Origin of the sequence: Streptomyces sp. NPDC051214 (assembly GCF_040682375.1) — a bacterium.
Classification (GTDB): domain Bacteria; phylum Actinomycetota; class Actinomycetes; order Streptomycetales; family Streptomycetaceae; genus Streptomyces.
Genome location: NZ_JBFBAT010000009.1, coordinates 342,033 through 367,950 on the forward strand (window position 1 = coordinate 342,033; position 25,918 = coordinate 367,950).

Consider the following 25,918-nt stretch of genomic DNA (forward strand, 5'->3'; position numbering starts at 1 on the left):
CGCCGCGTTGATGTCTCAGGCGTCGGACGGGACCGGGCCCCGCAGCTCCTTTTCCAGGAGCAGCACGCCGTACGTGCTCCCGTCCGCCGCCACCTTTCCCGGCAGCTCCCCCACGACCGCGTAGCCCGCCGCCTCGTAGTACTCCCGCAGCCGCGGGTTGGACGACACGCAGTCCAGGCGGCAGCGGTCGCGGCCGGCCTCGGCTATCCGCCGTTCCGCGCGGGCCAGCATCGCGCGGCCCGTGCCCGCCGGGGCGCCGCGCCGTGTCATCAGGCGGTGCACGTAGCCCGCGACGGGCGGCTGTTCGCCCCAGGCGGGCTCGTCCGCCCACCACACCTCGTAGGCCCCGGTGACCATCTCACCGTCGTACGCGAGCCAGACCTCGTCCGACGCGATGCGCCCGCGGAAGTGCTCCGCGCCCTTCTCGCCCGGCTTCCACTGGTCGATCCCCCGGGCCCGCATCCAGTGCGCGGCGCCGTCATAGAGGGCGACGAGGGTGGGGATGTCGTTCTCGTCGGCCAGGCGGTGGGTCAACTGCCCTGCTCCTGCGGGACGAGGCCGATCAGCCGGGTGATCAGTGCGGCGAACGGTCCGTCCGGCGGTTCCTCGGCGAGGAGGCGGCGCATGATCGCGGCCATCTCCTCGTCGTACGCGGCGCTCACGGCGGCGAGCGCGGCGAAGTCGTGCACCAGTTGCAGCTCCAGCTCGGCGCGCGGGATACGGCGTCCGTCGAGCCAGATGAGCGCCGTGGACTCGGCGAGCGAGATCCAGGAGCGGATCACCAGTTCCAGCCTGGCGGGCGGGTCCGTGACACCCAGGTGCGCGAGGATCTGGACGTACGCCGCCTGCCGCACCGAGTCGATGAGCGCGTTGGTGGTGGACGACCCGACGGCGGGACCGCCGCGCATCAGCGCCGAGAAGCCGGGGCCGTGGCCGTCCACGAAGTCCAGGAAGCGGCCCATCACCCGCAGCAGGCGCGCGCCCAGCGGGCCTTCCCTGGGCTCCACGAAGCGGTCGGCGAGATCGTCCGCCGCCCGTTGCAACGCCGCTTCGTACAGGCTCAGTTTGCCCGGGAAGTAGTGGTAGACCAGCGGTCGCGAGATGCCCGCGGCCGCCGCTATCTCGTCGATGGACACGTCGTCGGGCGAGCGGTGGCTGAACAGGTCGAGCGCGACCCCGATCAACTGCTGCCGCCGCTCCTCGACGCCCATTCTGCGGCGCACCCCGGTAGTCATACGAACACCTTACCGAGCAGATCCAGCCGTCCAAGGGGTCGGTCCACGCGAAGCGTTCACATCTCGCGCGTCTCGTCTCACATGTCGAGCACGATGCGGTCGCCGCCCGCCCTCGACACGCAGATCAGCATCGAGTCGGCGCGCTCGGCGTCCGTGAGCAGTTCGTCCCGGTGGTCGATCTCCCCTTCCAGGACGCGCTGTTGGCAGGTTCCGCAGAAGCCCTGCTCGCAGGAGTACGCGGTGTTGGGCAGCTCGGCGCGCACCGCGGTCAGGACCGTGGTGTCCGGGGCCACGGTGAGGGTCCGCCCGCTGCGGCGCAGTTCCACCTCGAAGGTGCCGTTGCCCTCCGCGGAGGTGTGCGGCGCGAAACGCTCCAGGTGCAGCTCGGCGCCGTCCGGCAGCGTCGCGGCCACCGCCTCCATCAGGCCCTCGGGGCCGCACACATGCACCGCGGTGGCGGGCGGCAGGTCCGCGAGGAAGGCGGCGAGATCCGGGCGGCCGCCCTCGTCCTCCGCGACGATCGTGACCCGGTCCGGCGTGGCGCCGGCCAGTTTCGCCACGTCTTCGAGGAACGGCATCGAGGCCCGGGAGCGGCCCCCGTACAGCAGCCGCCACGCACGGCCCGCGGCCTCGACCTCCCGCAGCATGGGCAGGATCGGGGTGATGCCGATGCCGCCCGCGACGAAGACGTACGCCTCGGCGTCGGCGAGCGGGAAGCGGTTGCGCGGGCCGCGCACCTCGACCTCCGTGCCCTCCCGGAGCTGCTCGTGCACCTCGCGCGAACCACCGCGGCCGCCCCGCTCCGCGTCGATGAGGCGGGTGGCGACGGTGTACGAGGAGGTGTCCTCCGGGTCCCCGCACAGCGAGTACTGCCGGACGAGGCCCGATGGCAGGACCAGGTCCAGGTGGGCGCCCGGCTGCCAGGCGGGCAAGTGGTCGCCTTCCAGGCGCAGTTGGACGACGCCGTCGGCGACCTTCTCGTGCCGGGTGACGATCAGGCGCAGCGCGCGGGAGCGCGGGCGGCCCGAGACCGGCTCCTCCAGGGCGGGCAGCGGCCACAGCGGGGAGGCGTCGATGCGGCGCCGCATGGCGCGCTTGGCGAGCAGGGCGGCGCCCGTGACGAGCAGCACGGTGCGGATGCGGGGCATGTCAGCGTGCTCCCTTCGGCAGCGACTCCGTCGCGGCTTCGGCGGCGGTGGCCGCCGGGGACGAGGCGAGATAGGCGACGGCCTGGGCGGTGCTGCCCTCGTGGGAGGGGTGGTAGGCGCGGCTCAGATAGCGGGGGATGGAGCGGATCATGTCCGGGGTCGTGGGCAGCGTGCCCTGCTTGCCGCCCCGGTAGAAGTCCTTGAACGAGGCCTTGCCGCCGACGAGGGTCGGGTCGTTCTCCATGAAGAAGCGCGCGCCGCGCTGCCAGAGGAAGACCAGGGCGGTGAAGGCGGTGGCCCAGGTGCGGGCGCGGCGGCGGTAGCTGCCGTCGACGTGCATGAAGAGTTCGAAGGCGACGGAGCGGTGCTCGACCTCTTCGGCGCCGTGCCAGCGCAGCAGGTCCAGCATGGTCGGGTCGGCGCCCCTGCGGTCCAGCTCGTCCGCGTTCAGGACCCAGTTGCCGAGGAAGGCGGTGTAGTGCTCGATGGCGGCGATCATCGCGACGCGCTCCATCAGCCACCACTTGCGGGCCTTGCCGGGCGGCAGCGTGCGGTCGCCGAGCATCTTCTCGAAGAGCCAGTCGACCTGGGCGGTGTAGGGCGTGGGGTCAAGGCCCTGCTCCTTGAGGTGCGGCAGGACCTCGTCGTGGGCCTGCGCGTGCATGGCCTCCTGGCCGATGAAGCCGATCACGTCCTCGCGGAGCCGGTCGTCCCGGATGTACGGCAGGACCTGCTTGTAGACGTGGACGAACCAGCGTTCGCCCGCGGGGAGCAGCAGGTGCAGGACGTTGATCGTGTGCGTGGCGAAGGGGTCGCCCGGCACCCAGTGCAGCGGGGTGTCCTCCCAGGAGAAGGAGACCTTGCGTGCCTTGAGCGGTATGTGCTCGGACGCGACAGGCTTCGGCTCCCGGCTCTGCGTATTAGACATGGCGTCAATGTACTGACGGGTAGGCACGCGGGTACAGATCCTTGCGGCGGTTAATTCGTCCTGCGCAGCGCGAGGAGGGCGATGTCGTCCTCGCGTTCGTGGCCGAAGCACGCCAGGAGCGTGTCGCAGAGGTCGGCGACGCCCCGCGGCGCGCCCGCCGCCGCGATCCGCAACTGCTCCATCGACACCGCGAGATCCATGCCCCGCGTCTCGATGAGCCCGTCGGTGACCATCAGCAGGCGCTCGGACCGTCGCAGGACCAGCTCGGTCGTCTTCGGCCGGCCGAGGCCGAGGCCCAGCAGCGGCCCCCGCACGTCGACGTACCCGGCCGTGCCCTCGTCTCGCACCACGAGCGGCGGGATGTGCCCCGCGTTGGCGATCCGGACGCGTCCGGTGGCCGGTTCGATCAGGCTCAGGCACATGGTGGCCGTCACGCCCGGGTGGTAGTGCTGCAGCATCCGGTCGAGGCGTCCGGCGAGCGCCCCGGGGTCGGGGTCCTCGACGCAGTAGGCGCGCAGCGCGTGCCGGATCTCGACCATCACGGTGGCCGCTTCGAGCGAGTGTCCGACGACGTCACCGATGCCGGTCAGGACGCCGCCGGGCGTCGGAAGCGCCGCGTAGAAATCACCGCCGATCTCCGCCTGGCGCGAGGCGGGTTCATAGCGGACGACGACATCCGTGCCGGGCAGCTCCGGCAGCTTCGACGGCAGGAAGCTGCGCTGGAGGGTCAGCGCGACGTGGCGCTCCTCCTCGTACATCACCAGGGGTTCCGCGGCCAGCGCGGTGGCGTGGGCGAGCCGTTCGACCAGGTGCTTCGTCTCGTCGGAGAGACCTTCCCGGTACGAGGGCGTCGCGAGGCACACCAGCGTGCGCCCCTCGCTCAGCCGGGCCAGGACGAGGGAGGCCTCCTCCGGCACCCCGTCGCCCCACTGCCCGACGCCCCCCACCGAGCGGAAGAAGCCCGCCGGCCACAGCGGAGCCGGCACGACCGTGTGGCGCACGCCCGTACGCCCCGACATGACGCGCCGCATCAGCCGTGCCACCGCCTCGTGCGCCCCGGGGTCCGGCAGCGGGGCGGCGGCTCTGCGCCGGGAGAGCCCCCGGTGGACGTCACCGCCCTCGCCGAGCACGAAGACCGTGGCGGGGCTTTCGGTCAGCCGCTCCGTGCCCGTGGCCGCCGCGTCCGCCAGCTCGCCCAGGCAGCGGGCGGACTGCACGGCCAGGATCGCCCCGGCGAGCAAGGTCAGGCGCCCGGCCCTCAGATGGGCGTCGCTGCGGGAGCGGGCACCGCGCGCGGCGGCCCGTACGACCGCCTGGATCTCCTCGGGTTCGGCCGGCACCGTCAGATAGGACTCGCCGCCCGCGTCGAGCCCCCGGCACCGGTCGGCCGGCGGGCGGGACGCCGCCGAGAAGTGGACGACGGGCAGGCTCGCGATGGGCGGCAACTGCTTGATGCGGCGGCACAGTTCGTAGCCGCTCATGTCGGGCAGGCCGACGTCGACGAGCGCGACGTCCGGCAGGTCCCCGGCCCGCAACCGCACGTCGAGCTCGATCAGCGCCTCGCTCGCGCTCGCGGCGAGCAGGACGCGGTGGCCGTCCCGGCGCAGGACAGCACTCAGCGCGTACCTGCTGGCGGGTGCGTCGTCGACCACCAGGACCGTGCTGACTGTGTTCACTGCCTTGCCCTTGACGCTCACGCGGGACAGCCCCTCGGCGCAAAACGGCGCAGGCCGACTCGTGCCTGCCTCATCAAGTTAGCGCGCCGCCGGGCACGCCGGGAGCAGACGGCCGCAGTACGACCCGGACCGGTGGAGGTGGACGATCCGGCCGCACGCGCGGCTTGCCTGACAGTAGACTTTCTGGCTTCTGCCTGCGGGAAGGCGTGCCGGCGTCCACCGTGCGTCCCGCGTCGTGCGGAGGCCGATGGCAAGGCCGGTCGCACGCGCCCTCAGCAGTTCGCGGTAGCGGCCCTGCGCCTCCCCGACGGGACGATCCGCGTGCCGCCCGGACAGCGCACCATGGGTGAGGAGGACTTCCTCGTGACCTTCGCCTTCCGCACGGCGTTCAACAAAGCGCCGCCCGCCCCCGTACACCCGAGGACTTCATGACCCAGCACGTCACCGCCGCCCTTCCCGCAGACGCCTCGGCCGACGGCTCCGCGCGCCACGAGTGGTGGCGCGATGCCGTCATCTACCAGGTGTATCCGCGCAGCTTCGCCGACGGGAACGGCGACGGCATGGGCGACCTGCCGGGCGTCACGGCCCGCCTCCCCCACCTGCACCGGCTCGGCGTGGACGCCGTCTGGCTCTCCCCCTTCTACGCGTCGCCACAGGCCGACGCGGGGTACGACGTGGCCGACTACCGCGCGGTGGACCCCATGTTCGGCGCCCTGCCGGACGCCGACGACCTCGTGCGGGAGGCGCACGCGCTCGGACTGCGGGTGATCGTCGACCTGGTGCCCAACCACTGCTCGGACCGGCAAGAGTGGTTCAGGCAGGCGCTGCGCGAGGGCCCGGCGTCCTCGCTGCGCGAGCGTTTCCACTTCCGGCCCGGGAAGGGCGACGAGGGTCAACTGCCGCCCAACGACTGGGAGTCCGTGTTCGGCGGACCCGCCTGGACGCGGGTCGCGGACGGCGAGTGGTACCTCCACCTCTTCGCGCCCGAGCAGCCCGACTTCAACTGGGACCATCCGGCGGTGCGCGACGAGTTCCGCTCCATCCTGCGCTACTGGCTCGACCTCGGCATCGACGGTTTCCGCATCGACGTGGCGCACGGCCTGGTCAAGGCCGCGGGCCTGCCCGACATCGGCCACGAGCAGCAGGTGCGGCTCCTCGGCAAGCAGGCCGTCCCCTACTTCGACCAGGACGGCGTGCACGAGATCTACCGCGACTGGCGGCGGATCCTCGACGCGTACGCGGGCGACCGGATCGCCGTCGCCGAGGCGTGGACGCCGACGGTGGAGCGCAGCGCGCGGTATCTGCGCCCGGGTGAGCTGCACCAGGCGTTCAACTTCGAGTATCTGACGACCGGTTGGGACGCGGACGCGCTGCGCTCCGTCATCGACCGCTCCCTCGTCGCGATGAACGCCGTGGGGGCGCCCGCCACCTGGGTGCTGTCCAACCACGACGTCGTACGCCACTCCACCCGCTTCGCGGACGGCGACGCGGCACGGGGCCTGCGCCGGGCGAGGGCCGCCACGCTCCTGATGCTGGCCCTGCCCGGCTCGGCGTACATCTACCAGGGCGAGGAGCTCGGTCTGCCCGAGGTGACCGAACTGCCGGACGAGGTGCGCCAGGACCCGGCGTTCTTCCGCAGCACGGGGCAGGACGGGACGCGGGACGGCTGCCGGGTGCCGCTGCCCTGGTCCGGGGAGCGCGCGCCGTTCGGCTTCGGTCCCGTCGAGGGCGGCCCGAGCTGGCTGCCGCAGCCCGCGAGCTGGAAGGACCTCTCGGTCGAGGCACAGGAGGGCGACCCCGCCTCGACCCTGGAGTTCTACCGCCGTGCGCTCGCCGTGCGCCGCGAGCACCCGGCGCTCGGCGCGGGCCGCGACGTGGAGTGGCTCGAATCCCCCGAGGGTGTCCTGTCCTTCCGCCGTACGTCGTCGCGCGGTGCGGTGGTCTGCACGGTGAACCTCACGGCCGCTCCCGTCACCGTCCCCACCCCCGGCACCCTGCTCCTGTCGAGCACGGACGCGGCCCCCGGCGCCGACGTGACGATCCTGCCCGCGGATTCAACGGTCTGGTGGGCAGCCTGAGATGTGACCGGTACAGTCCAATCCTGTGACCGCGCGACTGGCCGACATCGCAGCGCAGGCGGGGGTCAGCGAGGCGACGGTCAGCCGGGTGCTCAACGGCAAGCCCGGCGTCGCCGGGGCCACCCGTCAGTCAGTGCTTGCCGCACTCGACGTGCTCGGCTACGAACGTCCGGTGCGGCTTCGCCAACGCAGCGCGGGTCTGATCGGGCTGATCACGCCGGAGCTGGAGAACCCGATATTCCCCGCGCTCGCCCAGGTCATCGGGCAGGCCCTGACCCGGCAGGGCTTCACGCCGGTCCTCGCCACCCAGACGCCCGGCGGTTCCACGGAGGACGAGCTGACGGAGATGCTCGTGGACCGCGGTGTCTCCGGCATCATCTTCGTCTCGGGCCTGCACGCGGACACCTCCGCCGACATACAGCGCTACGAGCAGCTGCGCGCGCAGGGCGTCCCGTTCGTGCTCGTGGACGGCTTCTCCCCCAAGGTGCAGGCACCCTTCATCTCGCCGGACGACCGGGCGGCGATGCGCCTCGCGGTCACCCACCTCGTCTCCTTGGGTCATACACGCATCGGACTGGCCCTCGGCCCCAAGCGGTTCGTGCCGGTACAGCGCAAGATCGAGGGCTTCGTACGGACGGTGCAGGACCAGCTGGCACTGACCCCCGAGGAGATCGAGACGGAGCTGGTCCAACACTCGCTGTACACGCTGGAAGGCGGACAGGCCGCGGCGTCCGCCCTCCTCGACCGCGGCTGTACGGCCGTGGTGTGCGCGAGCGACATGATGGCCCTGGGGGCGATACGGACGGCACGGCAGCGCGGATTCGAGGTCCCGGACGACATCTCGGTGGTGGGATTCGACGACTCCCCGCTGATCGCGTTCACCGATCCGCCCCTGACCACGGTGCGCAAGCCCGTCCCCTCGATGGGGCAGGCAGCCGTGCGTACGCTCCTGGAGGAGATCGGCGGCACTCCCGCCCCGCACAGCGAATTCGTCTTCATGCCGGAACTGGTCGTTCGAGGTTCAACCGCCTCGGCCCCTCGGGGACGCACTCGTCCGTAGGGCGTAGAGAATGCGGCCTGAACCAGACCTTGGGATGATCGGTCGGAGGGTCGGTATCTGGCAGACTCTGTGCCTATGGGTGAGATGACTGTGACGACACTGGAAGGCCAGCAGCGGCCCACCACATCACCCGTCGCGGGCGAGCGGGAGGACCGCAAGGGGCGGACTTTCCTGCGCCGTCTTCGCACCCCCCGGCGCCCTCGGCTCTGGTTCGAGATCCTGCTGATCGCGGTCAGTTACTGGACGTACTCCCTGGTCCGCAACGCGGTGCCCGAACAGAAGTCACAGGCCCTGAGCAACGCCGACTGGATCTGGCGGGTGGAGCAGCACCTCGGGATCGCCGTGGAGCAGAGCGTCAACCACGCGGTGGACTCGGTGACATGGCTCATCGTCGGCATGAACTACTACTACGCGACGCTGCACTTCGTGGTCACTCTCGGTGTCCTCGTCTGGCTGTTCCGCAGTCATCCGGGACGCTACGCGGCCACGCGCACGGTGCTCTTCGCGACCACGGCGGTGGCCCTGCTCGGTTACTACCTGTATCCCCTGGCTCCCCCGCGCCTGATGAACGGCCAGGACTTCATCGACACGGTGCTCGTCCATCAGACCTGGGGTTCCATGGCCTCCGGCGACCTCAAGCACATGTCGAACCAGTACGCGGCGATGCCGTCGATGCACATCGGCTGGTCCCTGTGGTGCGGCCTGACGATCTTCGCCCTGGCCTCGGCGCCCTGGGCGAAGATCCTCGGCCTGCTCTACCCCACGGCGACCCTGATCGTGATCGTGGCGACCGCCAACCACTTCTGGCTGGACGCGGTGGGCGGCATGATCTGCCTGGCCTTCGGCCTCGCGGTGGCCTGGGCGTGGTACGGGGCGATGCCGCACCGGCTGCCGCGTGAGGTGGCGCCGCGGGACGACGACGGGTCGCCGCTCCTGCCGGCCAGGCTCAAGGCCCGCTTCAAGTCCTGAGCGGGCCTCCTACGCCCCGTAGAACCTCTCCTCCATCACGGCCCGTGCCCGGCGGGTGGTCCTTCGGTAGTCGTCGAGCATGTCTCCCACATGGCCGGGGTCGTACCCCAGGTACCGGCCGACCGCCGCCAGTTCCCGCCCGTCCGAGGGGAACGTGTCCCCGGCCCGGCCGCGCACCAGCATCACCGCGTTGCGCACCCGGGCGGCCAGGACCCATGCCTCGTCCAGGATCGCCGCCTCCTCGGTCGGGATCAGCTCGGCCGCGCAGGCAGCGGCGAGGGCCTGGCGGGTGCGGGTCGTGCGCAGGCCCGGCTCGACCCAACCGTGGGTCAGCTGCATGAGCTGGACGGTCCACTCGACGTCGGAGAGGCCGCCGCGGCCCAGCTTGGTGTGCAGGGTGGGGTCGGCGCCGCGCGGCATGCGCTCCGCCTCCATGCGGGCCTTCAGGCGGCGGATCTCGCGTACGGCGTCGTCGCCGAGGCCCTCCGCGGGATAGCGCAGCGGGTCGATGAGCTCGATGAAGGCCCGGCTGAGATCGGCGTCGCCCGCGACCGGCTCGGCCCGCAGCAGCGCCTGTGACTCCCAGACCAGTGACCAGCGGCGGTAGTAGGCCTCGTACGAGGCGAGGGTCCGCACCAGGGGGCCGCTCTTGCCCTCCGGGCGCAGATCCGCGTCGATCAGCAACGGCGGGTCGGAGCTGGGGAGCTGGAGCAGCCTGCGCATCTCGGAGACCACCTGCGAGGCCGCCTTCGCCGCCTCGTGGTCCCCCACGCCCTCGCGCGGCTCGTGGACGAACAGGACGTCGGCGTCCGAGCCGTAGCCCAGTTCGTGGCCGCCGAAGCGGCCCATGCCCATCACGGCGAACCGCACCGGCAGCGTGTCGCCCCAGCCCTCGCGGACCACCGCGCGCAAGGTCCCCGCGATCGTGGCCGCCGTGAGGTCGGAGACCCCGTCGCCCACCCGGTCGAGCAGGGCCCCGGGATCGGCCGCCACGGGGCTCTCCTCCGTGCCGTACGAACCGATGATGTCCGCCGCCGTCGTGCGGAACAGTTCGCGGCGCCGGACGCCGCGCGCCGCCGTCACGGCCTGCTCGGCGCCGTCCGCGCGGCCCACCGCGGCCAGGACCTCCTGCTCCAGGTGGGCGTGGTCGCGCGGTTCGAGGCCGCGCTGGTCGCCGAGCAGGGCCACCGCTTCGGGGGCGCGCATCAGCAGGTCGGGGGCCAGGCGGCCCGCGGACAGGACGCGGGCCAGGTTCTCGGCCGCCGCCCCCTCGTCGCGCAGGAGCCGCAGATACCAGGGGGTCTTGCCGAGCGCGTCCGACACCTTGCGGAAGTTCAGGAGGCCCGCGTCGGGGTCCGCCGAGTCCGCGAACCAGCCGAGGAGGACGGGGAGCAGGGTCCGCTGGATGGCCGCCTTGCGGGTGACGCCCGACGCCAGGGCCTCCAGGTGGCGCAGGGCCGCCGCGGGGTCGTGGTAGCCGAGGGCCACGAGACGTTCGCGGGCGGCCTCCGTGCTCAACCTGGTCTCTACGGGGGCAAGTTGGGCCACGGCGTCCAGGAGCGGGCGGTAGAACAGCTTCTCGTGCAGGCGGCGCACGACCGAAGTGTGCCGTTTCCAGGCGCGGTTCAGCTCGGTGATCGGCTCCGTGCGCATGCCCAGGGAGCGGCCGATGCGCCGCAGGTCCGCGTCGTCCTCCGGGATCAGATGGGTGCGCCGCAGCTTGAAGAGCTGGATGCGGTGCTCCAGGGACCGCAGGAAGCGGTAGGCGTCGTCGAGCTGGACCGCGTCCACCCGCCCCACGTAGCCACCGGCCGCGAGGGCCTCCAGGGCCACCAGGGTCGAGCCGCTGCGGATCGAGGTGTCACCACGGCCGTGCACCAACTGCAGGAGCTGTACGGCGAATTCGACGTCCCGCAGCCCGCCGGGACCCAGCTTGAGCTCACGGTCGACCTCGCCCGCCGGGATGTTCTCCACGACCCGGCGGCGCATCTTCTGCACGTCGGCCACGAAGTTGTCGCGCTCGGCCGCGTGCCAGACCAGGGGCGCCAGGCTCTCGACGTACTCCGCGCCGAGAGCCAGGTCACCGGCGACCGGACGGGCCTTGAGCAGCGCCTGGAACTCCCAGGTCTTGGCCCAGCGCTGGTAGTAGGCCAGGTGGCTGCTGAGGGTGCGCACCAGGGGGCCGTTGCGGCCCTCCGGGCGGAGGTTGGCGTCGACCGGCCAGATGGTGCCCTCGACCGTCGTCTCCGAGCAGATCCGCATCATGTGCGAGGCGAGCCGGGTGGCGGCCTGCAGCGCCTTGGCCTCATCGGCGGCTTCCACGCCACCCGGGCCCTCCGCGGGCTCGCCGACGAAGATGACGTCGACGTCCGACACGTAATTCAGCTCGTGGCCACCGCACTTGCCCATCGCGATGACCGCGAGCCTGCACAGCGCGGCGTCCTCGGGGGCCGCCTGCTCGGCCATGGCGAGCGCGGCGCGCAGGGTCGCCGTCGCCAGGTCCGCGAGCTCGGCGGCCGCCTCGGGCAGGTCGGTGGTGCCGCAGACGTCACGGGCCGCTATGGCGAGCAGGCAGCGGCGGTAGGACACGCGCAGCGACACCGGGTCGGTGGCGTCGGCGAGACCGCGCTCGAACTCCTCGACGCCGGGATGCAAATCGGCCAGTTCGTAGGTGACCAGGGCCTGCCAGTCGCTGGGGTGGCGGGCCAGGTGGTCGGCGAGGGCCTCGGAGGCGCCGAGCACGCCGAGCAGCCGGTCACGCAGCGGCTTGGCGCTGACCAGGGTGTCGAGCAGCTCCTGGCGGCTGGTGTCGTCGGGCTGGCCCTCGACCAGGCGTACGAGGCCGAGGAGCGCCAGGTCGGGGTCGGCGGCGGCGCCCAGGGCGTCCAGGAGCACCGGGTCGGTCCGCACCGCCGACAGCTCGGGGGCGCCGAGCAGCCGCTCGGCCGCGGACGGATCGGTGAAGCCATGCCGCAGCAGCCGCGTGAACGTACTGCTCCTGCGCCCTTGCGGCACCGTCATCCCCGCGCCTCCGTTCGATCATCCTGGCCCGAGCCTACGGCCTGACCGATGAGTTCTGCCCGCGTGCGGAGTCCGTACTTGGACGGAAGCATTGGTGGCGGCGTCAGGGAGGCGGACCATGCCGAGCAAGGAACCCCGTACGGAGCTGGATTCCCGGTACAGCAGTGCCGGGGCCGCGGCGACCCCGTGGTCCGACGCCGTGCGGCAGCTCAGGGCGGCCGAGCTCTTCTGGATCTCGACCGTACGCCCTGACGGGCGCCCGCACGTCACCCCGCTGCCCACGGTCTGGCTGGACGGCGCCCTGCACTTCTGCACGGGTCCCGAGGAGCGCAAGGCACGGAACCTCGCGGCCAACCCCGAGACCGTCCTGACCACGGGCGTCAACCTCTGGGACAAGGGCTTCGACCTGGTCGTCGAGGGGGCCGCGGTCCGCATCACCGACGAGGAGCGGCTGCGGCGCCTCGCGACGGCCTGGGAGGACAAGTACGGCAGCTTCTGGCACTACGAGGTGCGGGACGGCTGCTTCCACCACGGGCCGGGCCACGCGTACGTCTTCGAGGTGGCCCCCCGTACCGCTTTCGGCTTCGGCAAGGGCGAACCGTTCAGCCAGACGCGCTGGAGCTTCACATGACCCACGAGGGGGCCATCTGATGGACTGGACACTCGAAGTGGTGCTCGTCCCTGTCACCGACATGGACCGCGCCAAGGACTTCTACGAGCACAAGTGCGGCTTCAAGGCGGACCTGGACAGCACGGTCGCCCCGGGCGTGCGCGTCATGCAGTTCACCCCGCCCGGCTCACGCTGCTCGTTCGCCATGACGACCGGCATGCCGCCGGCTCCCGGGGCCTCGCAGATGACACCGGGTTCGCTGCACGGCCTGCAGCTGTGCGTCACGGACATCGTGGCCGCGCGGGCCGAGCTCGCGGAGCGCGGCGTGGACGTCACGCCGGTCCTGCACCTGGGTCCCGAAGGCTGGGCGGAGGGGACGGGAGGCACCTGGAACGGCTTCTGTTTCTTCCGGGATCCGGACGGCAACGGCTGGTCCGTGCAGGAGGCCCCAACTCCGCTTTCAGAGCGGTGACACGGGGTGTGGCGGAGCGCTGACAGGGGCCCGTGGCCCTGATGTACTCGGCCCATGGAATACACACTCGAGGTGATCCCGCTCCCCGTCAGTGACGTCGACCGGGCCAAGGAGTTCTACCGCGACAAGCTCGGCTTCCACGTGGACATCGACCAGGAGGTCATGCCGGGCATGCGCATCGTCCAGCTGACCCCACCGGGTTCCGGTTGTTCCATCGCGCTCGCCGACACCCTCTGGGACACGATGGACGGCCCGACCCCGGCCCCCGGCTCCTACCAGGGCCTCCAGCTGTGCGTCGCCGACGCGAAGGCGGCGCACGCCGAGCTGACCGCACGCGGCCTGGACATCTCGGAACCGGTCGCCCACGCGCCGCAGGACGGCGGCACGTTCATGTACTTCAAGGACCCGGACGGCAATGGCTGGGCGATCCAGGAGTACCGGGTACGAGCGGAGACGCCGCTGCGAGCGGCGATCGTCGCTGCCCCGTAAGGGGCGCGGGGAACGGCGCGAGCAACCACGAAAGAGCCGCAGACGCGTTTGCCCAGTACTGCGCAAACGCGTCTGCGGCTTCTCGGGCGACGCCCTACAGCACCGGCAGGTTCTTCCGCAGCTCAAAGGCCGTCACCTCTGACCTGTACTCCTCCCACTCCTGCTTCTTGTTGCGCAGGAACTGGCGCACCCTCACGACGGCCTGGGTCGTTCCCAGTCGCCCCCTGACGAGCAGGCAGTTAACGGTCGACGTTGGTCGTCACCGGTCCCTGTGGGCCGCCCTTCGACGGCCCACAGACGGCCCAGGTATCCACTCCCTGTCGCTAGCGACCCGCGCTTGGCCGCCCCTCCCCCTCACTCGCCGGGGCTGCTGCACACCAGCCCGGCAGGGCTCCCTGGGATCATCAGTTGCGCTATCGCCTCGGTCAGCATTCACCCGTAGGGTGACTCCGAGGTGCCAGACGTAGAGCTAGGGACGGGACATCGATCGAATGGCATGGGAGTTCGTAGTTCCCGGTATCCCTCTATCGGTAAATTCCAAGGATTCCAAGAAAAAGCAGCGCTGGGTCGAGAAGGTGCGAACATGCGCCATCGAGAACCTACCTGAGGATGGATTTCCACTCTTGGGCGACTTGGCCGCTTCAGTAACATACTTTCACGTGGGCCCAACGGATGTCGACATCGACAACATCCTGAAACGAATAATCGATGGGATGTATCCCGAGATTATGATGGATGACGCACAGATTCAAGATGTCTCCGCGTCCAGAAGAGACGTCCTAGGGTCCGGGTTAAGAAATCCACCATCAATCATCCTTCCATACCTATTCGATGGCGACCCGTTCGTTTACGTTTCCGTAAATCTGGCTATGCCACAGGAGGAATTGCCATGGATTGGCAAGATGCCACGATGAACGCGCTGCGGGAGCGCGCAGAGAGGCTCCCTCCAGGGTGGACCATGTATACGAGCGCATCCGGAGAGGGGCTTCTTCCTGCTGGGTTCGCTAAGCGCGGCATAGAGGAATTCGACGCCATCGCCGTAGGTCCAGGGGGCGGTGTCATCTTTGAGATCGTTCAGCAGAAATCTGCTGACTCTCAAATGAAGATCGACCGAATCAACAGCATCCGCGCGAGACTCCGGGGAATTGAGGGCTGGGATGTGGAAGTTATTGTTCTCGCACAGCCTGACATTCTCGCACGGAAGGATGAAATTGATCGGCGATTGCGTACGGTAACAGACCTCGCAAAATTTGGAGAGTCCTCAGGAAACCAAGAAGTACTTCGAGCGGCATTTGTTCTCGCCTTCTCCGGGCTGGAATGGACACTGGCCCAACACTTCCAGGGTGAGGAAAACAGGCGCCCTCAGAGCGTTCGACAGATGGCAGAACGACTCGTTTCCGAGGGACTCCTATCGGAGGCCACTTACCGTGAGATCCGAGAACTCAATAGGATCAGGAACGAGATTGTTCACGGCCTATCAGTAGCGAAACAAGTCGACGCTGCCACTATTCATCGGATCGCAGAGTTGACAGAGGACGTGTACGAGGAGTCCGCCAACGGACGGCTAGAAGGTAGGCACCTCACGTGACTGCATCACGCCACTGAAGATGCCTTTCAGCACTTCCATTGAAGACTGAGAGGAATCACTTCCCCTGGCTTACGCAAGAGACCCGGACAATCTGTCCGGGTCTCTTCCCTTTGGGTCCATCAAGCTCGTAGCGAGACGGCGAGAGCACCTATCGGCCGTCTGACTGGCTCTGTAACGTGAAGGACGCCCCTACCAGCAGCAGGAGGCAGCACCCCATGCGTGGCCTTGGAGATCACCTCAGCATCGGCCAACGAATCGCGTTCTACCGGAAGCGTCGCGGCTACACGCAAGAGGTGCTGGCCGGACTGGTCGGCCACAGCACTGACTGGCTCGCGAAAGCAGAGAGCGGCCGTAGGAAGCCGCCGCGAATCGACAAGCTCGCGGAACTGGCGCGCGTCCTGCGTGTGCCGCTTGGCGACCTGCTCGGCCAGACCCTTCTGGTCGAAGACGAGAAGCACCAGGACGACGTACCGGCCGTACGAGACGCGCTCATGAGCCCTCGGCGGCTCTCGCGGCTACTCTTCGGCCCCGAAGCAGACGTTCAGCTCCCTACTCCTGCCCCGGTGGCGGTCCGTGTGGAGCAGGCTTGGAACGACTACCAGGGCGGACGGCTCGGCAGCGTGATCGCGGCCCTTCCGGCGCTCCTCCAGACGGCGCAGGAGCTAGAGGACCGTGCGGGGCGCCGGGGCGAGGACCGCCGCGACTGCTGGGCGGTCTCTGCCCGCACGCATCATCTCGCGGCCACGACGCTCGCGAAGGTCGGAGAGTCTGACGTCTCGTGGTTGGCCGCTGAGCGGGCGATGCGTGCCGCGGACGAGTCCGACGATCCCCTGGTCCTCACCTCAGCCGCTCGGTCCGGTACGCACGCGCTGCTCGCCAACGGTCGGTACGAAGCTGCGATGGAGCTGGGCAACACTACGGCGACGTGGTTGGCCTCCCAGGTAGCGGAGAGCGATCCGTCTGCGTTGAGCTTGCTCGGGATGATCCACCTAAGGGCCGCCGTCGCGGCTGCTCGGCACCAGGACCGCCCGACCGCGACCCGCCTGCTAGACCGGGCCGAGGAACTCGCTGACGATCTCGGTTCAGACGAGAACTACTGGCAAACCGGCTTCGGTCCCACGAACGTGATCCTCCACCGGCTTTCGATCGAGCTTGACCTGGACAACGTGTCGTACGTGGTGGAGAACGGACGGATCGACGTCGACCACATGCCGCAGGAGCGCAGCGTCTCGCACCGCATCGACTACAGCCGCGCGCTCTCGCTCGCCGGACACGGTGATGAGGCGTTCTCTGAGCTGCGTACCGCCGAACGCACGGCACCGCAGCTCGTACGCAACAATCCCAGGGTGCGCGAGACGCTACGGGACCTGGTCAAACAGTCGCCCGTGAGCGGCGGATCGCGCTCGTCCGAGGTATTCGTGATGGCCCAACGGTGCAGGGCGGTGCAGTGAGTTCGAGCAAGCGCGGGGTACTGGGAGTCGTCGGTTCAGCGGCCGGCGGGGTGGAGTCGCTCCGCACCGGCCTGGTCGAGCCCGCGATGGAACGTGGGTGGCAGGCGGCCGTGACGCTGACGCCGACAGCGGGAATCTGGCTTCGGATGAACGGCGAGGCCGACCGGTTGGAGAAGCTGACCGGCCTACCCGTCCGTGACGAACCGCGCCTCCCTGGCGACGCCCGACCGCACCCGGCCGTTGACTGCTACGTCGTGGCTCCAGCGTCGGCCAACATGGTCGCGAAGCTCGCGACCGGCCTCATGGACAACCAGGCTCTGACACAGGTGGGCGAAGCCATCGGGACTATCGGCTTGCCGGTCGTCGTCTTCCCCCGCGTTAACGCCGCGCACGCTCGTCACCCGGCGTGGCAGCGCCACATCGAAGCTCTGCGGGAAGCCGGTGTCCGGCTGGTCTACGGGCCGGACGTATGGCCGCTGTACGAGCCCCGTGACGCGCCGCCAGGGCGGGAACTTCCATGGGTTGCGGTACTGGATGCCGTGGACGAAGTATTCCACTGACGAACCGTCAACACCCCTGACCTGCAAGGAAAGAGGACCCGGACATTCTGTCCGGGTCCTCCGTCGTTCGCGGTCTCATGCTCATTTGCATGCCAGGGATCAACGAGCGAAAGAACGAGCTAGCGGGCCTCACTTCCGCTGAACTCGCACTGCTCAAAGCGAGTTTGGGCGAGGCGCGCGCCACGGCGGAAGGGCTGCTGAGGCGCGCCGACGTACTCACCGCGAAGGTGGCGTCTCGCTACTCACGATCTCCTCAAGCCGGTCCAGACGCTCACCGAGAAGTCGGAGAGCGTCATGGATCGAACTGAGCTCTCCGGCCAGGGCGGTGAAGGCGGGGCTACTGCCCGGCTCGGTGCCGAGCGGCGCCGATGGGTCGCGTACGAACGTCCCGCGCCCCTGCTGGGTGAGAACCAAGCCCTCATCTCGAAGTTGGCTGTACGCGCTCTGCACAGTCATGAGCTGCACGCCGAGCTTCTTGGCAAGCTGGCGTGCGGCGGGCAGCCGCTTCCCCGGCGAGTAGTCCTCGTTGTCCGGGTCCGCAATCTTCGCGCGGTAGTCAGCAGCGATCTCCTTGGCCGTTTGCTTGGGCGCTTCGGGGCTCGAATCCATGCCCCCGAGGGTAACCGGACCTAGGTCAATCTCAGATCCTTCGGCGAACCTTCTTGACAGTCAGATTGACCTGGGTCAATCTGAACTCAGGCCGGAACACGAAACCCGGAAGGGCTTCGCTAACGGCGAGTTGTAAGTGCTTGACCTGCACGAACGCAGAGGGCGGGGACGCTGCAATCCCGCTAAAGGCCAGGGGAACGGGGCTTCGGCCCTACTGGCGAGGTGGCCCGGTGACCGCGAGCAACGGCCGGAGTGTGGGGACATCGGTCCCCCTTGCAGTGCGAATCCCCTGATCAGCGAACTGAAGGAGTGGCAGTGAACCGACGAAAGCGATGGGCGCGGCCGTGACCGACCGACACGGCGGCGCCGCTTCATCCTCAGCACGCGGACACCGCAGGGTGCCGCGGCCAACCGGTCGCCTTTCACCGCACCGCGGCGGCTAGCGCTGCGGCCGGTTGCCTCCTCCGCCCGTCCGGGCGCTCTCCGGAGCGCCCCGTACGGGCGGGGCTGAGGGGAGCCGGGACCGTCCCGAGCCCAGCAAGGAGCCCGTGATGCCGAACCGAGACACGCCCCCGGGCGAGTGCCCGCAGTGCTGGCAGCACGCCTACGACAAGAGCATCCATCGCCGTCTCGGCCCTCGCGAGGACTGCCCGCAGTGTGTGAGTCACATGGTCAACGGCTGTCCCAGCGTCACGCCCAAGAAGAGCTGGTGGCGCTGACCGGCTGTCTGTGGTCCCGGACTTGGTGCCGGGGCCGCGGAGAGCCGGGACAGCCCCGTGCCCTTCCCGTGAAACAGGAGATTCGCCATGACCGAGCGCACCTTCGTTTCCCAGTCCGCCGGCCCGATCGTGCTGGGCCTGTCCCTTCCGGTCGGCCGCGTGCACGTGAAGGTCAGTAACGACCTCAGCACCGCTCGTTTGGTGCTGCACACCGACGACAGCACGGGGCCCGCCGCCGACGCGGTCACCCGGGCCCGCACCGAGCAGAACGGGCAGGCGCTCGGCATCGAGATTCCGGAAATGCCCGGCAACGTGATGGTGCAGAGTGCGCGCGGCAACCGCGTCACACAGCACATGGGCACTGTGTACGGCTCGGTGACCGGCATGACCATCATCAACGGCCGCATCGTCACCGGCGGTTCGAGCGGCATGCAGACCGTGAGCCCGATCGAGGCCACGGTGCACCTGCCCGCCCGGTCGTCCTTCGCTCTGTCCACCACGTCGGCTGACACCGTGGTGTGGGGCAACATCGACCGGATGGAGATCCGCTCCGTCTCCGGTGACCTGGACGCCTGCGACGTCCGCGACCTCACGGTGAACAGCACCTCCGGTGACGTCCGGGTCAACCGGATCACTGATCGGATCACCGCACAGTCGGTCTCCGGTGACATCGAGGTGGGCCTCTACGACGGGCGCCATGCCCAGATCGCGGCCACTTCGGGCGACATCCGCGTGCAGGCCACCGCCGCCGCGTCTGGGCACGTGAGCGCCCGCACCATCTCCGGTGACGTCCGGGTCGCCGGTGCACGCCACCTGAGCGTGTCCGCCGACAGCGTCTCCGGCCGCGTCCGCAACGGCTGACCAGCCTCGTTCCTCCCCTTTCTGACAAGGAGTTGCCCGATGGCTGCCGCCGTCTTCGCTGCCGTGTTCGTCGCCCTGTACGTCGCCCACAGCGTGGGCGACCACTGGGTCCAGACCTCCTGCCAGTCCGCGCACAAGGGCCGCCCCGGCTGGGTCGGCCGCCTCGCCGGCGCCCGGCACGTCTCCACCCTGACCGCCACCAAGCTCGCGCTGTTACTGCCGGTCCTTTGGCTGCTGAACCTCTCCGTGACCGTGCCCGGCCTGGTGATCGGACTCGGCATCGACGCCGTCACCCACTGGTGGGCCGACCGCCGCAGCACCCTCGCCCGGCTCGCCGACCGGCTCGGCCTGGGTGGCTTCTACCGGCTCGGCACGCCGCGCCCCGACCGCGACGACAACCCGCACATCGGTACCGGCGCGTACGCGCTGGATCAGTCCTTCCACCACCTGTGGTTGTTCGTCGCCGCGCTGGTCATCGCCACCGTCTGACCTCCCTGTCCTTCCCAGGGGCGGGCGCCGTCTCGCCAAAGCCTGCGCCCGCCCCGGCTCCCTCCCGTCCCTCCATTTCAGGAGTCATCATGCGTAGCTATGTCGGCGGCCATGAGGCCGTCAGTGACACCGATTTCGTGGAACTCGCCCTCGGTACCCCGCTCGAACTGTGGCTCGGGGAGGACGGCGAGAGCGAGACGGAGCGCGCGGCCCGTCTGGACGCGGCCCGCGACATCCTCGCCGACCACCCGAACATGCCCGACGACGCGATCCGTATCGCCGCTCAGGCGGTGGAGGCCTACGCGCCGGAGCTGTTCCACGTCGTCCCGCTGAAGCGGCCGACCGCCCGCCGCGAGCGCTCCCGTAGGGCGGTGGCGGCATGAACTCCACCGCCCCCGCGCCCGAACTGCTCGCGGACCACACTGGCCGCCCCAAGCCGACGCTGAAGATGCCGCTCACCTACGAGCAGGCCCGCTTGGGCATGGCCTTCCATGAGGCCGGTCACGCCGTGCTCAGCCTGGCCTATGGCATGCGGGTGGTGACCAGCGAGGTCATCGCCTGGACGCCTGAAGAGGGCGGTTGGTGCGTGACCGGCAACACCGCCTTCGAGACACGCGACGTGCATGCGTGGCGCTTCGCCGCGCAGGCTGCGGCCGGGTCGATCGCCCAGGTCACTTACCTGATGGCCTACGGCCTGTGGACGCCGGAACGGGCGCTTGCCTGCGCGGCTCTCCACGACCGTGAGCAGGCCATCGACATCCTCGCGCAGCACGGCTTTCTGATCGGCCGTGGCCACGTTCCGGCCCACGGCAAGTCCTGGGCGATGGTGCAGGGGATGGCGCGCCGCAAGATCGGCCACCTGTGGGGCGAGATCCGCACCGTGGCCCACGCCATGGACGAGAACACGGTGCTGACCGGTGACGAGATCGCCGACCTGACCGGCCTGCCCAACCCGCAATTCCGGGAGGAGTCGGCATGACCGCAATCGCGAGTACGGAGCCTGCGACGGTTCCGCCGCTGACCCGCCCGGAGTTGGGCCTTGCCGGGATCGGGGCCGCTGCGGCGGCCGGGGTCGGCTCGCTCGGGTTCATCGCTTCGTTCGACGCGGTGTCGGCCGCCGCGCTGCGCTGGGGGTTTGCCGAGCCGTGGATGCTGCCGGTCGGTATCGACGTGGCGATCCCGGTGTTCACCGTTGCCAACCTGCTGCTGATCCGTATGGATATGGCGCTCGGGTGGGTGCGGTTCGTGCCCTGGGTGCTCACGCTGATCACCTGCGGGCTGAACGTCGCCGCGGGCGACAGCCTGTGGGCCAAGGTCGCGCACGGCACGATGCCGCTGCTGTGGGTGGTGTTCTCCGAGATCGGCGCGCACATCTACGCCGTGCGTATCGGCGCGGTGACGGGCCGCCGGATGGACAAGATCCGGTTCAGTCGCTGGCTGCTGGCGCCGTTGACCACGTTCGCGCTGTGGCGGCGCATGACGCTGTGGGAGATCACCTCCTACGCCGACGCGCTCGCCCGGGAGCGGGAACGGCAGTTGGCCCGCGCGGACCTGCGCGAGGAGCACGGGCGACGGTGGCGTTCGAAGACACCACGCCGCGCCCGCGTGCTGCTCAGGCTCGGGGAACTCACCCCCGCCCCGGAGGGCGGCCCGCAGGACGAGCAGCCGAACCCGGGCATGGACGAGAAGCCCGATCCGCAGCCGCGGCGAAAGCCGTCGGCCAACCGCCGCCGCGCCAGCAAGACAGCCCGGCGAGGCTTGGACGAACTGCTGCTCGAAGCCCGGGAGTTGACGGCCACCTGGTCGGATGCGGAGGTCGACAACGGCGAGGCGCTGCGCAAGGCGCTGCACTGCGGAGCCAAGCCCGCGCGGCAGATCCGCGACGTGCTGACCGCCGAGCGCGCCGAGGGCCGGACCCTGCACTCCGTGGAGGACACGGAGGTAGCCGCATGAGGGCCCTGCGGATCGGTTCGGTGTGCACCGGATACGCGGGCCTGGATGACGCCGTCCAGGCCGTGTTCGGCGGGGGGCTGGCGTGGGTGGCGGACAACGACCCCGGCGCCGCGCTCATCCTTGCCCACCGTCATCCCGAGGTGCCCAACCTCGGGGACATCACCGCCGTCGACTGGCACGACGTCGAACCCGTCGACATCTACATCGGCGGCTACCCGTGCCAGCCGTTCAGCACGGCAGGCAAGCGGAAGGGCACCAAGGATGACCGGCACCTCTGGCCGTACATCGCCCGCGCCCTTGGGGTTCTACGACCCCGACTCGCGGTCTTTGAGAATGTCGCAGGCCACCTTTCTCTCGGATTCGACACCGTCCTCGCCGACCTTGCCTCCATCGGGTTCGATGCGGACTGGTGCTGTGTACGCGCGAGCGACATCGGCGCCGCCCACCAGCGCAAGCGGCTCATCTTCCTCGCCTGGCCTGCCGACTCCGGCGGCCCGGGACTGGCGCGGCGGTGGGCAAAGCGGCCAGCTTCCCACCGCCGTCTCCCTGCTGCCGACGCCGTCGACCTCGGAAAGCACCGGGGCCGGGCATGCGGCACAGGGCGGGATGAACCTGCGCCACGTCGTCTCGCTGCTGCCCACCCCGCGGGCATCGGCGAACGAGAACCGGCAGACGAAGCGCTCGCCCTCGCAGGAGGCCGGGACGCACGGCAAGAGCCTGGCCGCCGAAGTGTGCGAACTCCTGCCGACCCCGGCCACGGCGACGTGGCCGAGCAACCGGTCACCGAGCCCGGGAGCGGCGGTGCGCCCCTCGCTGCACCAGGTCTCGGAGTTGATTGGGGACCGTACGCCGCGGCGGTCGAAAGGTGGGCGCAGGTCATCGGCCGCCCCGCCCCCCGGCCAACTGACGATCTGGGACGACTGAACCCGGTCTTCGTCGAATGGCTCATGGCCCTGAACGAGGGTCACGTCACCGCCGTCCCCGGGCTGTCGCGCACCGCGCAGCTCAAGGCACTCGGCAACGGGGTCGTCCCGCCGCAGGCCGTGGCCGCGCTGCGCATCCTGCTCAACCGGGCCGAGCCCGACACGTGGCGGGAGGCGACGGCATGAAGTCACAGCCCATCGTCGGCGCCGCCGTCTTCAACACCGTCATGGAGTCCGCCGGCCACCGCTGCCAGTGCGCGGGTGCGTGCGGCAACCCGCACGCCAAGGGCGAGGGCCGCTGCCCTCACGAGCACGACGGCTACACCAGCAAGCACGGCCGCCGGGTCCGCCTCATCGCGGCCCCCGCCGACCCGCTCGCGTCCACCGTTACCGCGGCCGGGCTTCCGCCCGCGGAACTGCGGGCCTGGTGCCCGGACTGCCACACCGCCGCCGCCCGCGCGGCCAAGCGGCAACTCCCGGCCACGTCTACGGATCAGTGCGGCCTGTTCGACCTGTAGCAGCACAGACGGCCCACGTGAAGGGGCGTGACTTTCACAAACTGTGAAAGTCACGCCCCTTCCAGGCGACCACGATTTATCGACGGGGCCCGGTCTCAACCGACCAAAGCAGCGGCCGGACCCCGCCACCCTCCATCCCTGGAAGGAAGTCTCAGTGAATCACCCCGACGAGAACGAGCTGTTCAACCGGCTCGAAGCCGAGATGGTGAATGGCCCCGACGCCGACTCGGTCGGCAAGGTGGTCGACCTGACATCGGCCCGTACCGCGCGTACCGGATCGCCCGACCCGGTACCCGATTCGGACGCCGACCGGTCACCCGACTCGGCACCGCCGGAGTCGGCCGACTCCCCGCGCGACACCGGCGACGATGAGTCGGGCCCCGGGTCGGCCGTGATGGTCGACACCCCGGGCCCGGCTGGTCCTGGTCTGATGGACAGGATCCGGGCCGCGAAGCGTCAGGACGTGATCCCGGGGTGGGCGCGCTCCAAGCCGGAGTTCGTCAACGCCGCAGGATGGCTGGGCGGCTACGTGGGCCACTCGGCTGCCTACCACGCCGTGCGTCTGCCCTGGTACAGCCTGCGCCTGGCCTGCCAGGCGCCTGCCGGAGCGGCGAAGTTCATCGGCGGAACCCTGCGCTGGGCTGCCGATGCCGAGGGCGACCCGCTGCGGCGGGCGGCGGCCAGCCGCGAGAACGTCATGGAGTACATGACCCTCTCGCGCCAGCGGGATCGGCGGGTCAAGCTGCGCATGACCCTGATGACGGCCGGGCTCATCCTGGGCCCGATCCTCGCCCTGGTCCTGTACGTGCTCGCCCCGGCCTGGCTCACCGTCCTGGCCGTCGCCGCGCTGACCGCCGGACTCGGCTTCCTTGGGGCTCCGTCCGACAAGCCCGTCATCAGCCGCGCGGTCGTGACCACCGAAGTCGAGAAGCTCACCTCCGGGATCGTCGAACGGGCCCTGGGAGCGCTCGGCATCTCCGAGATCAACAAGGCGCTGGGCAAGGGCGGGGAAGGCATCAAGTTCCCCGCTCCGATCACCCGCGACGGCCCCGGCTGGCGCGCCGATGTCGACCTTCCCTACGGCGTGACGGTGCCGGACATCTTGGACCGGCGCGAGAAGCTGGCCTCTGGTCTGCGGCGCCCGCTGGGCTGTGTGTGGCCCGAGCCGGTGCCCGACGAGCACGCGGGCCGGATGGTGCTGTGGGTCGGCGACAAGGCCTTGAACAAGGTCAAGCCGCCCGCCTGGCCGCTGGCCAAGTCCGGCAGCGCGTCGCTGTTCAAGGCGTCGCCGTTCGGCACTGACCAGCGCGGACGCAACGTCGACCTGACGCTGATGTACGACAACGTCCTCATCGGCGCGATGCCCGGCATGGGCAAGACATTTGCCCTGCGCACGCCGCTGCTCGCCGCTGCGCTGGACGTGCGCGCCGAGCTGCTGGTGTGGGAGTTGAAGGGCACCGGCGACCTGGACCCGCTCAAGCGGGTCGCCGCCGACTACGGATCGGGCGCGGACGACGAAACCGCCGCGGCGGCGCTGGATTCGATCCGCTACGTCTACAAGGACTTGGAGCGGCGGGCGAAGGTCATCAGCTCGTTGCCCAAGGACAAGTGCCCGGAGAACAAGGTCACTCCGGAGCTGGCCGCGAGCCGCTCGCTTGGTCTGCACCCGCTGGTGCTCGCGATCGACGAGTGCCAGGAGCTGTTCTCGCACGAGAAGTACGGCAAGGAAGCCGGGACGTTGTGCACCGGCATCATCAAGCGCGGTCGGGCGCTCGGGGTGATTCTGCTGCTGGCGACGCAGCGCCCGGACAAGGACTCGCTGCCCACCGCGATCAGCGCGAACGTGGGCACCCGGTTCTGCCTGCGGGTCATGGGCCAGTTGGAGAACGACATGATCCTGGGGACGTCGAACTACAAGAACGGCATCCGGGCCACCAGCTTCACCAAGTCCGACAAGGGCATCGGCTACCTGGTGGGCGCCGCTGATGACCCGCAGATCGTGCGCGGCTACTACATCGACAACCCGGCCGCCGAAGTCATCTGCGAGCGGGCCCGCAAGGCACGCATGGAGGCGGGCACCCTGCGCGGCATCGCCGCGGGCCAGGAGCCGGAGCGCCGCGACGTGGTCGACACGCTGCTGGAGGACATCCTCGCCGTCGTCCCCGCCGGCGAGGCCAAGCCGTGGAACGACGTCACCGTGGAGCGGCTCGCCGACCTGCGCCCGGAGAAGTACGGCGCGTGGGGCGAGATGGAGGAGTCCGCCGACAAGGCCCGCCAGCTCACCTCCGCACTCAAGCCGTACGGCGTGAGCACCGGCCAGGTGGCGCGCCGGATCAAGGGCAAGACCGTCAACCGAACCGGCTTCGAGCGGGCCCGCATCGTCGAAGCGATTGCGGAGCGTGACCGAAAGCGGGACGCGGGCTGACCGTCAGAGGTCTCTAGCGCTAGGGGATCAACCCTCTAGCGCTAGAGACCCCGCTAGCGGTCCGCATAGCACCTGATCAGGCCGCTAGCCGATAGCGGCCCACCTGCGCAAACCCCTGAAACCCGCCCGTGGAGGC

At 69.9% G+C, this 25,918-nt stretch carries 27 protein-coding genes; 19 read left to right on the forward strand and 8 right to left on the reverse strand.

Translation table 11 applies throughout. From position 1 onward, the window contains the following. Positions 1-15 precede the first annotated feature (15 nt). The 5 genes from AB0M70_RS25210 to AB0M70_RS25230 form a co-directional block, all read right to left on the reverse strand. The gene (locus tag AB0M70_RS25210) at positions 16-534 is read right to left on the reverse strand and encodes an N-acetyltransferase (RefSeq protein WP_365822969.1); all 519 of its coding nucleotides are present in this window, start codon (positions 532-534) and stop codon (positions 16-18) included. Continuing rightward, on the reverse strand, positions 531-1,235 hold the full coding sequence (locus AB0M70_RS25215) for a TetR/AcrR family transcriptional regulator (protein ID WP_365822971.1): 705 nt from the start codon (positions 1,233-1,235) through the stop codon (positions 531-533). Before AB0M70_RS25215 ends, AB0M70_RS25210 begins: the two co-directional genes overlap by 4 nt. Before the next feature lie 77 nt (positions 1,236-1,312). Next, positions 1,313-2,383, reverse strand: a complete 1,071-nt coding sequence (locus AB0M70_RS25220) for a PDR/VanB family oxidoreductase (protein WP_365822973.1) — start codon at positions 2,381-2,383, stop codon at positions 1,313-1,315. A gap of 1 nt (position 2,384) precedes the next feature. Beyond that, the gene (locus AB0M70_RS25225; RefSeq protein ID WP_365822975.1) at positions 2,385-3,311 is read right to left on the reverse strand and encodes a metal-dependent hydrolase; all 927 of its coding nucleotides are present in this window, start codon (positions 3,309-3,311) and stop codon (positions 2,385-2,387) included. Positions 3,312-3,361: 50 nt separating this feature from the next. After that, complete coding sequence (locus tag AB0M70_RS25230; protein ID WP_365822977.1) at positions 3,362-4,987, reverse strand: fused response regulator/phosphatase; 1,626 nt, start codon at positions 4,985-4,987, stop codon at positions 3,362-3,364. 428 nt (positions 4,988-5,415) lie between these two features. Here AB0M70_RS25230 and AB0M70_RS25235 point away from each other — a divergent pair, with 428 nt between their 5' ends. The 3 genes from AB0M70_RS25235 (at position 5,416) to AB0M70_RS25245 (ending at position 9,094) form a co-directional block, all read left to right on the forward strand. Beyond that, entirely contained in the window at positions 5,416-7,065 is a 1,650-nt protein-coding gene (locus tag AB0M70_RS25235) for a glycoside hydrolase family 13 protein (RefSeq protein WP_365822979.1), read from the forward strand. Positions 7,066-7,090: 25 nt separating this feature from the next. Next, on the forward strand, positions 7,091-8,125 hold the full coding sequence (locus tag AB0M70_RS25240; protein ID WP_365822981.1) for a LacI family DNA-binding transcriptional regulator: 1,035 nt from the start codon (positions 7,091-7,093) through the stop codon (positions 8,123-8,125). Positions 8,126-8,200: 75 nt separating this feature from the next. Next, positions 8,201-9,094 carry a phosphatase PAP2 family protein gene (locus tag AB0M70_RS25245; protein WP_365822983.1) on the forward strand — a complete coding sequence of 298 codons (894 nt, stop codon included), beginning with the start codon at positions 8,201-8,203 and terminating at the stop codon, positions 9,092-9,094. Between the two features lie 9 nt (positions 9,095-9,103). On the opposite strand, the gene AB0M70_RS25250 is transcribed toward AB0M70_RS25245, so the two are convergent. Beyond that, positions 9,104-12,115, reverse strand: coding sequence for a bifunctional [glutamine synthetase] adenylyltransferase/[glutamine synthetase]-adenylyl-L-tyrosine phosphorylase (locus AB0M70_RS25250; protein ID WP_365822985.1), 3,012 nt, complete (start codon positions 12,113-12,115; stop codon positions 9,104-9,106). A gap of 118 nt (positions 12,116-12,233) precedes the next feature. On the opposite strand from AB0M70_RS25250, the gene AB0M70_RS25255 reads away from it, so the two are divergent. The 3 genes from AB0M70_RS25255 to AB0M70_RS25265 are packed head-to-tail and all read left to right on the forward strand — an operon-like array spanning position 12,234 to position 13,686. Continuing rightward, on the forward strand, positions 12,234-12,746 hold the full coding sequence (locus AB0M70_RS25255) for a pyridoxamine 5'-phosphate oxidase family protein (RefSeq protein ID WP_365822987.1): 513 nt from the start codon (positions 12,234-12,236) through the stop codon (positions 12,744-12,746). Between the two features lie 19 nt (positions 12,747-12,765). After that, complete coding sequence (locus AB0M70_RS25260; RefSeq protein WP_365822989.1) at positions 12,766-13,197, forward strand: VOC family protein; 432 nt, start codon at positions 12,766-12,768, stop codon at positions 13,195-13,197. A 54-nt stretch (positions 13,198-13,251) separates the two neighbouring features. Continuing rightward, complete coding sequence (locus AB0M70_RS25265; protein WP_365822991.1) at positions 13,252-13,686, forward strand: VOC family protein; 435 nt, start codon at positions 13,252-13,254, stop codon at positions 13,684-13,686. Between the two features lie 94 nt (positions 13,687-13,780). On the opposite strand, the gene AB0M70_RS25270 is transcribed toward AB0M70_RS25265, so the two are convergent. Continuing rightward, positions 13,781-13,882, reverse strand: a complete 102-nt coding sequence (locus AB0M70_RS25270; protein ID WP_361045806.1) for a glutamine synthetase — start codon at positions 13,880-13,882, stop codon at positions 13,781-13,783. 295 nt (positions 13,883-14,177) lie between these two features. Here AB0M70_RS25270 and AB0M70_RS25275 point away from each other — a divergent pair, with 295 nt between their 5' ends. From AB0M70_RS25275 to AB0M70_RS25290, 4 genes are all read left to right on the forward strand, one after another. Beyond that, positions 14,178-14,600, forward strand: coding sequence for a RusA family crossover junction endodeoxyribonuclease (locus AB0M70_RS25275; RefSeq protein ID WP_365822993.1), 423 nt, complete (start codon positions 14,178-14,180; stop codon positions 14,598-14,600). After that, positions 14,597-15,274 carry a hypothetical protein gene (locus AB0M70_RS25280; protein ID WP_365822995.1) on the forward strand — a complete coding sequence of 226 codons (678 nt, stop codon included), beginning with the start codon at positions 14,597-14,599 and terminating at the stop codon, positions 15,272-15,274. The genes AB0M70_RS25275 and AB0M70_RS25280 overlap by 4 nt, the downstream gene beginning before the upstream one ends. A gap of 215 nt (positions 15,275-15,489) precedes the next feature. After that, positions 15,490-16,725: a helix-turn-helix domain-containing protein gene (locus AB0M70_RS25285; RefSeq protein ID WP_365822997.1), complete on the forward strand. Its 1,236-nt coding sequence runs from the start codon at positions 15,490-15,492 to the stop codon at positions 16,723-16,725. Continuing rightward, positions 16,722-17,285, forward strand: a complete 564-nt coding sequence (locus AB0M70_RS25290) for a flavoprotein (RefSeq protein WP_365822999.1) — start codon at positions 16,722-16,724, stop codon at positions 17,283-17,285. The genes AB0M70_RS25285 and AB0M70_RS25290 overlap by 4 nt, the downstream gene beginning before the upstream one ends. 216 nt (positions 17,286-17,501) lie before the next feature. Here AB0M70_RS25290 and AB0M70_RS25295 read toward each other — a convergent pair whose 3' ends face one another. Next, positions 17,502-17,894, reverse strand: coding sequence for a winged helix-turn-helix domain-containing protein (locus tag AB0M70_RS25295; protein ID WP_365823001.1), 393 nt, complete (start codon positions 17,892-17,894; stop codon positions 17,502-17,504). A gap of 551 nt (positions 17,895-18,445) precedes the next feature. Between AB0M70_RS25295 and AB0M70_RS25300 the strand changes: the two genes are divergently transcribed. The 9 genes from AB0M70_RS25300 (at position 18,446) to AB0M70_RS25340 (ending at position 25,782) form a co-directional block, all read left to right on the forward strand. Then, positions 18,446-18,613 (forward strand): pRL2-8, encoded by a 168-nt coding sequence (locus AB0M70_RS25300; RefSeq protein WP_365823003.1) that lies wholly within the window; start codon positions 18,446-18,448, stop codon positions 18,611-18,613. Between the two features lie 87 nt (positions 18,614-18,700). Further along, positions 18,701-19,474: a DUF4097 family beta strand repeat-containing protein gene (locus tag AB0M70_RS25305; protein WP_365823005.1), complete on the forward strand. Its 774-nt coding sequence runs from the start codon at positions 18,701-18,703 to the stop codon at positions 19,472-19,474. A gap of 39 nt (positions 19,475-19,513) precedes the next feature. Continuing rightward, positions 19,514-19,963: a transcriptional regulator gene (locus tag AB0M70_RS25310; protein WP_365823007.1), complete on the forward strand. Its 450-nt coding sequence runs from the start codon at positions 19,514-19,516 to the stop codon at positions 19,961-19,963. Positions 19,964-20,052: 89 nt separating this feature from the next. Continuing rightward, entirely contained in the window at positions 20,053-20,346 is a 294-nt protein-coding gene (locus AB0M70_RS25315) for a hypothetical protein (protein ID WP_365823009.1), read from the forward strand. Further along, entirely contained in the window at positions 20,343-20,942 is a 600-nt protein-coding gene (locus tag AB0M70_RS25320; protein WP_365823011.1) for a hypothetical protein, read from the forward strand. The genes AB0M70_RS25315 and AB0M70_RS25320 overlap by 4 nt, the downstream gene beginning before the upstream one ends. Further along, positions 20,939-21,916 (forward strand): DUF2637 domain-containing protein, encoded by a 978-nt coding sequence (locus AB0M70_RS25325; protein ID WP_365823013.1) that lies wholly within the window; start codon positions 20,939-20,941, stop codon positions 21,914-21,916. Before AB0M70_RS25320 ends, AB0M70_RS25325 begins: the two co-directional genes overlap by 4 nt. Next, complete coding sequence (locus AB0M70_RS25330; protein ID WP_365823015.1) at positions 21,913-23,025, forward strand: DNA cytosine methyltransferase; 1,113 nt, start codon at positions 21,913-21,915, stop codon at positions 23,023-23,025. The genes AB0M70_RS25325 and AB0M70_RS25330 overlap by 4 nt, the downstream gene beginning before the upstream one ends. After that, positions 23,022-23,357: a hypothetical protein gene (locus AB0M70_RS25335; protein ID WP_365823017.1), complete on the forward strand. Its 336-nt coding sequence runs from the start codon at positions 23,022-23,024 to the stop codon at positions 23,355-23,357. Before AB0M70_RS25330 ends, AB0M70_RS25335 begins: the two co-directional genes overlap by 4 nt. A gap of 154 nt (positions 23,358-23,511) precedes the next feature. Beyond that, positions 23,512-25,782 (forward strand): cell division protein FtsK, encoded by a 2,271-nt coding sequence (locus tag AB0M70_RS25340; protein WP_365823019.1) that lies wholly within the window; start codon positions 23,512-23,514, stop codon positions 25,780-25,782. Positions 25,783-25,918: the final 136 nt, after the last annotated feature.

Excerpts from the sequence above, each read along its gene's own strand:
- AB0M70_RS25215 (WP_365822971.1), bottom strand. The coding sequence starts at position 1,235 with ATGACTACCGGGGTGCGCCGCAGAATGGGCGTCGAGGAGCGGCGGCAG.
- AB0M70_RS25220 (WP_365822973.1), bottom strand. The coding sequence starts at position 2,383 with ATGCCCCGCATCCGCACCGTGCTGCTCGTCACGGGCGCCGCCCTGCTC.
- AB0M70_RS25225 (WP_365822975.1), bottom strand. The coding sequence starts at position 3,311 with ATGTCTAATACGCAGAGCCGGGAGCCGAAGCCTGTCGCGTCCGAGCAC.
- AB0M70_RS25235 (WP_365822979.1), top strand. The coding sequence starts at position 5,416 with ATGACCCAGCACGTCACCGCCGCCCTTCCCGCAGACGCCTCGGCCGAC.
- AB0M70_RS25245 (WP_365822983.1), top strand. The coding sequence starts at position 8,201 with ATGGGTGAGATGACTGTGACGACACTGGAAGGCCAGCAGCGGCCCACC.
- AB0M70_RS25250 (WP_365822985.1), bottom strand. The coding sequence starts at position 12,115 with ATGACGGTGCCGCAAGGGCGCAGGAGCAGTACGTTCACGCGGCTGCTG.
- AB0M70_RS25255 (WP_365822987.1), top strand. The coding sequence starts at position 12,234 with ATGCCGAGCAAGGAACCCCGTACGGAGCTGGATTCCCGGTACAGCAGT.
- AB0M70_RS25260 (WP_365822989.1), top strand. The coding sequence starts at position 12,766 with ATGGACTGGACACTCGAAGTGGTGCTCGTCCCTGTCACCGACATGGAC.
- AB0M70_RS25265 (WP_365822991.1), top strand. The coding sequence starts at position 13,252 with ATGGAATACACACTCGAGGTGATCCCGCTCCCCGTCAGTGACGTCGAC.
- AB0M70_RS25275 (WP_365822993.1), top strand. The coding sequence starts at position 14,178 with ATGGCATGGGAGTTCGTAGTTCCCGGTATCCCTCTATCGGTAAATTCC.
- AB0M70_RS25280 (WP_365822995.1), top strand. The coding sequence starts at position 14,597 with ATGAACGCGCTGCGGGAGCGCGCAGAGAGGCTCCCTCCAGGGTGGACC.
- AB0M70_RS25285 (WP_365822997.1), top strand. The coding sequence starts at position 15,490 with ATGCGTGGCCTTGGAGATCACCTCAGCATCGGCCAACGAATCGCGTTC.
- AB0M70_RS25295 (WP_365823001.1), bottom strand. The coding sequence starts at position 17,894 with ATGGATTCGAGCCCCGAAGCGCCCAAGCAAACGGCCAAGGAGATCGCT.
- AB0M70_RS25300 (WP_365823003.1), top strand. The coding sequence starts at position 18,446 with ATGCCGAACCGAGACACGCCCCCGGGCGAGTGCCCGCAGTGCTGGCAG.
- AB0M70_RS25305 (WP_365823005.1), top strand. The coding sequence starts at position 18,701 with ATGACCGAGCGCACCTTCGTTTCCCAGTCCGCCGGCCCGATCGTGCTG.
- AB0M70_RS25310 (WP_365823007.1), top strand. The coding sequence starts at position 19,514 with ATGGCTGCCGCCGTCTTCGCTGCCGTGTTCGTCGCCCTGTACGTCGCC.
- AB0M70_RS25315 (WP_365823009.1), top strand. The coding sequence starts at position 20,053 with ATGCGTAGCTATGTCGGCGGCCATGAGGCCGTCAGTGACACCGATTTC.
- AB0M70_RS25320 (WP_365823011.1), top strand. The coding sequence starts at position 20,343 with ATGAACTCCACCGCCCCCGCGCCCGAACTGCTCGCGGACCACACTGGC.
- AB0M70_RS25325 (WP_365823013.1), top strand. The coding sequence starts at position 20,939 with ATGACCGCAATCGCGAGTACGGAGCCTGCGACGGTTCCGCCGCTGACC.
- AB0M70_RS25330 (WP_365823015.1), top strand. The coding sequence starts at position 21,913 with ATGAGGGCCCTGCGGATCGGTTCGGTGTGCACCGGATACGCGGGCCTG.
- AB0M70_RS25335 (WP_365823017.1), top strand. The coding sequence starts at position 23,022 with ATGAAGTCACAGCCCATCGTCGGCGCCGCCGTCTTCAACACCGTCATG.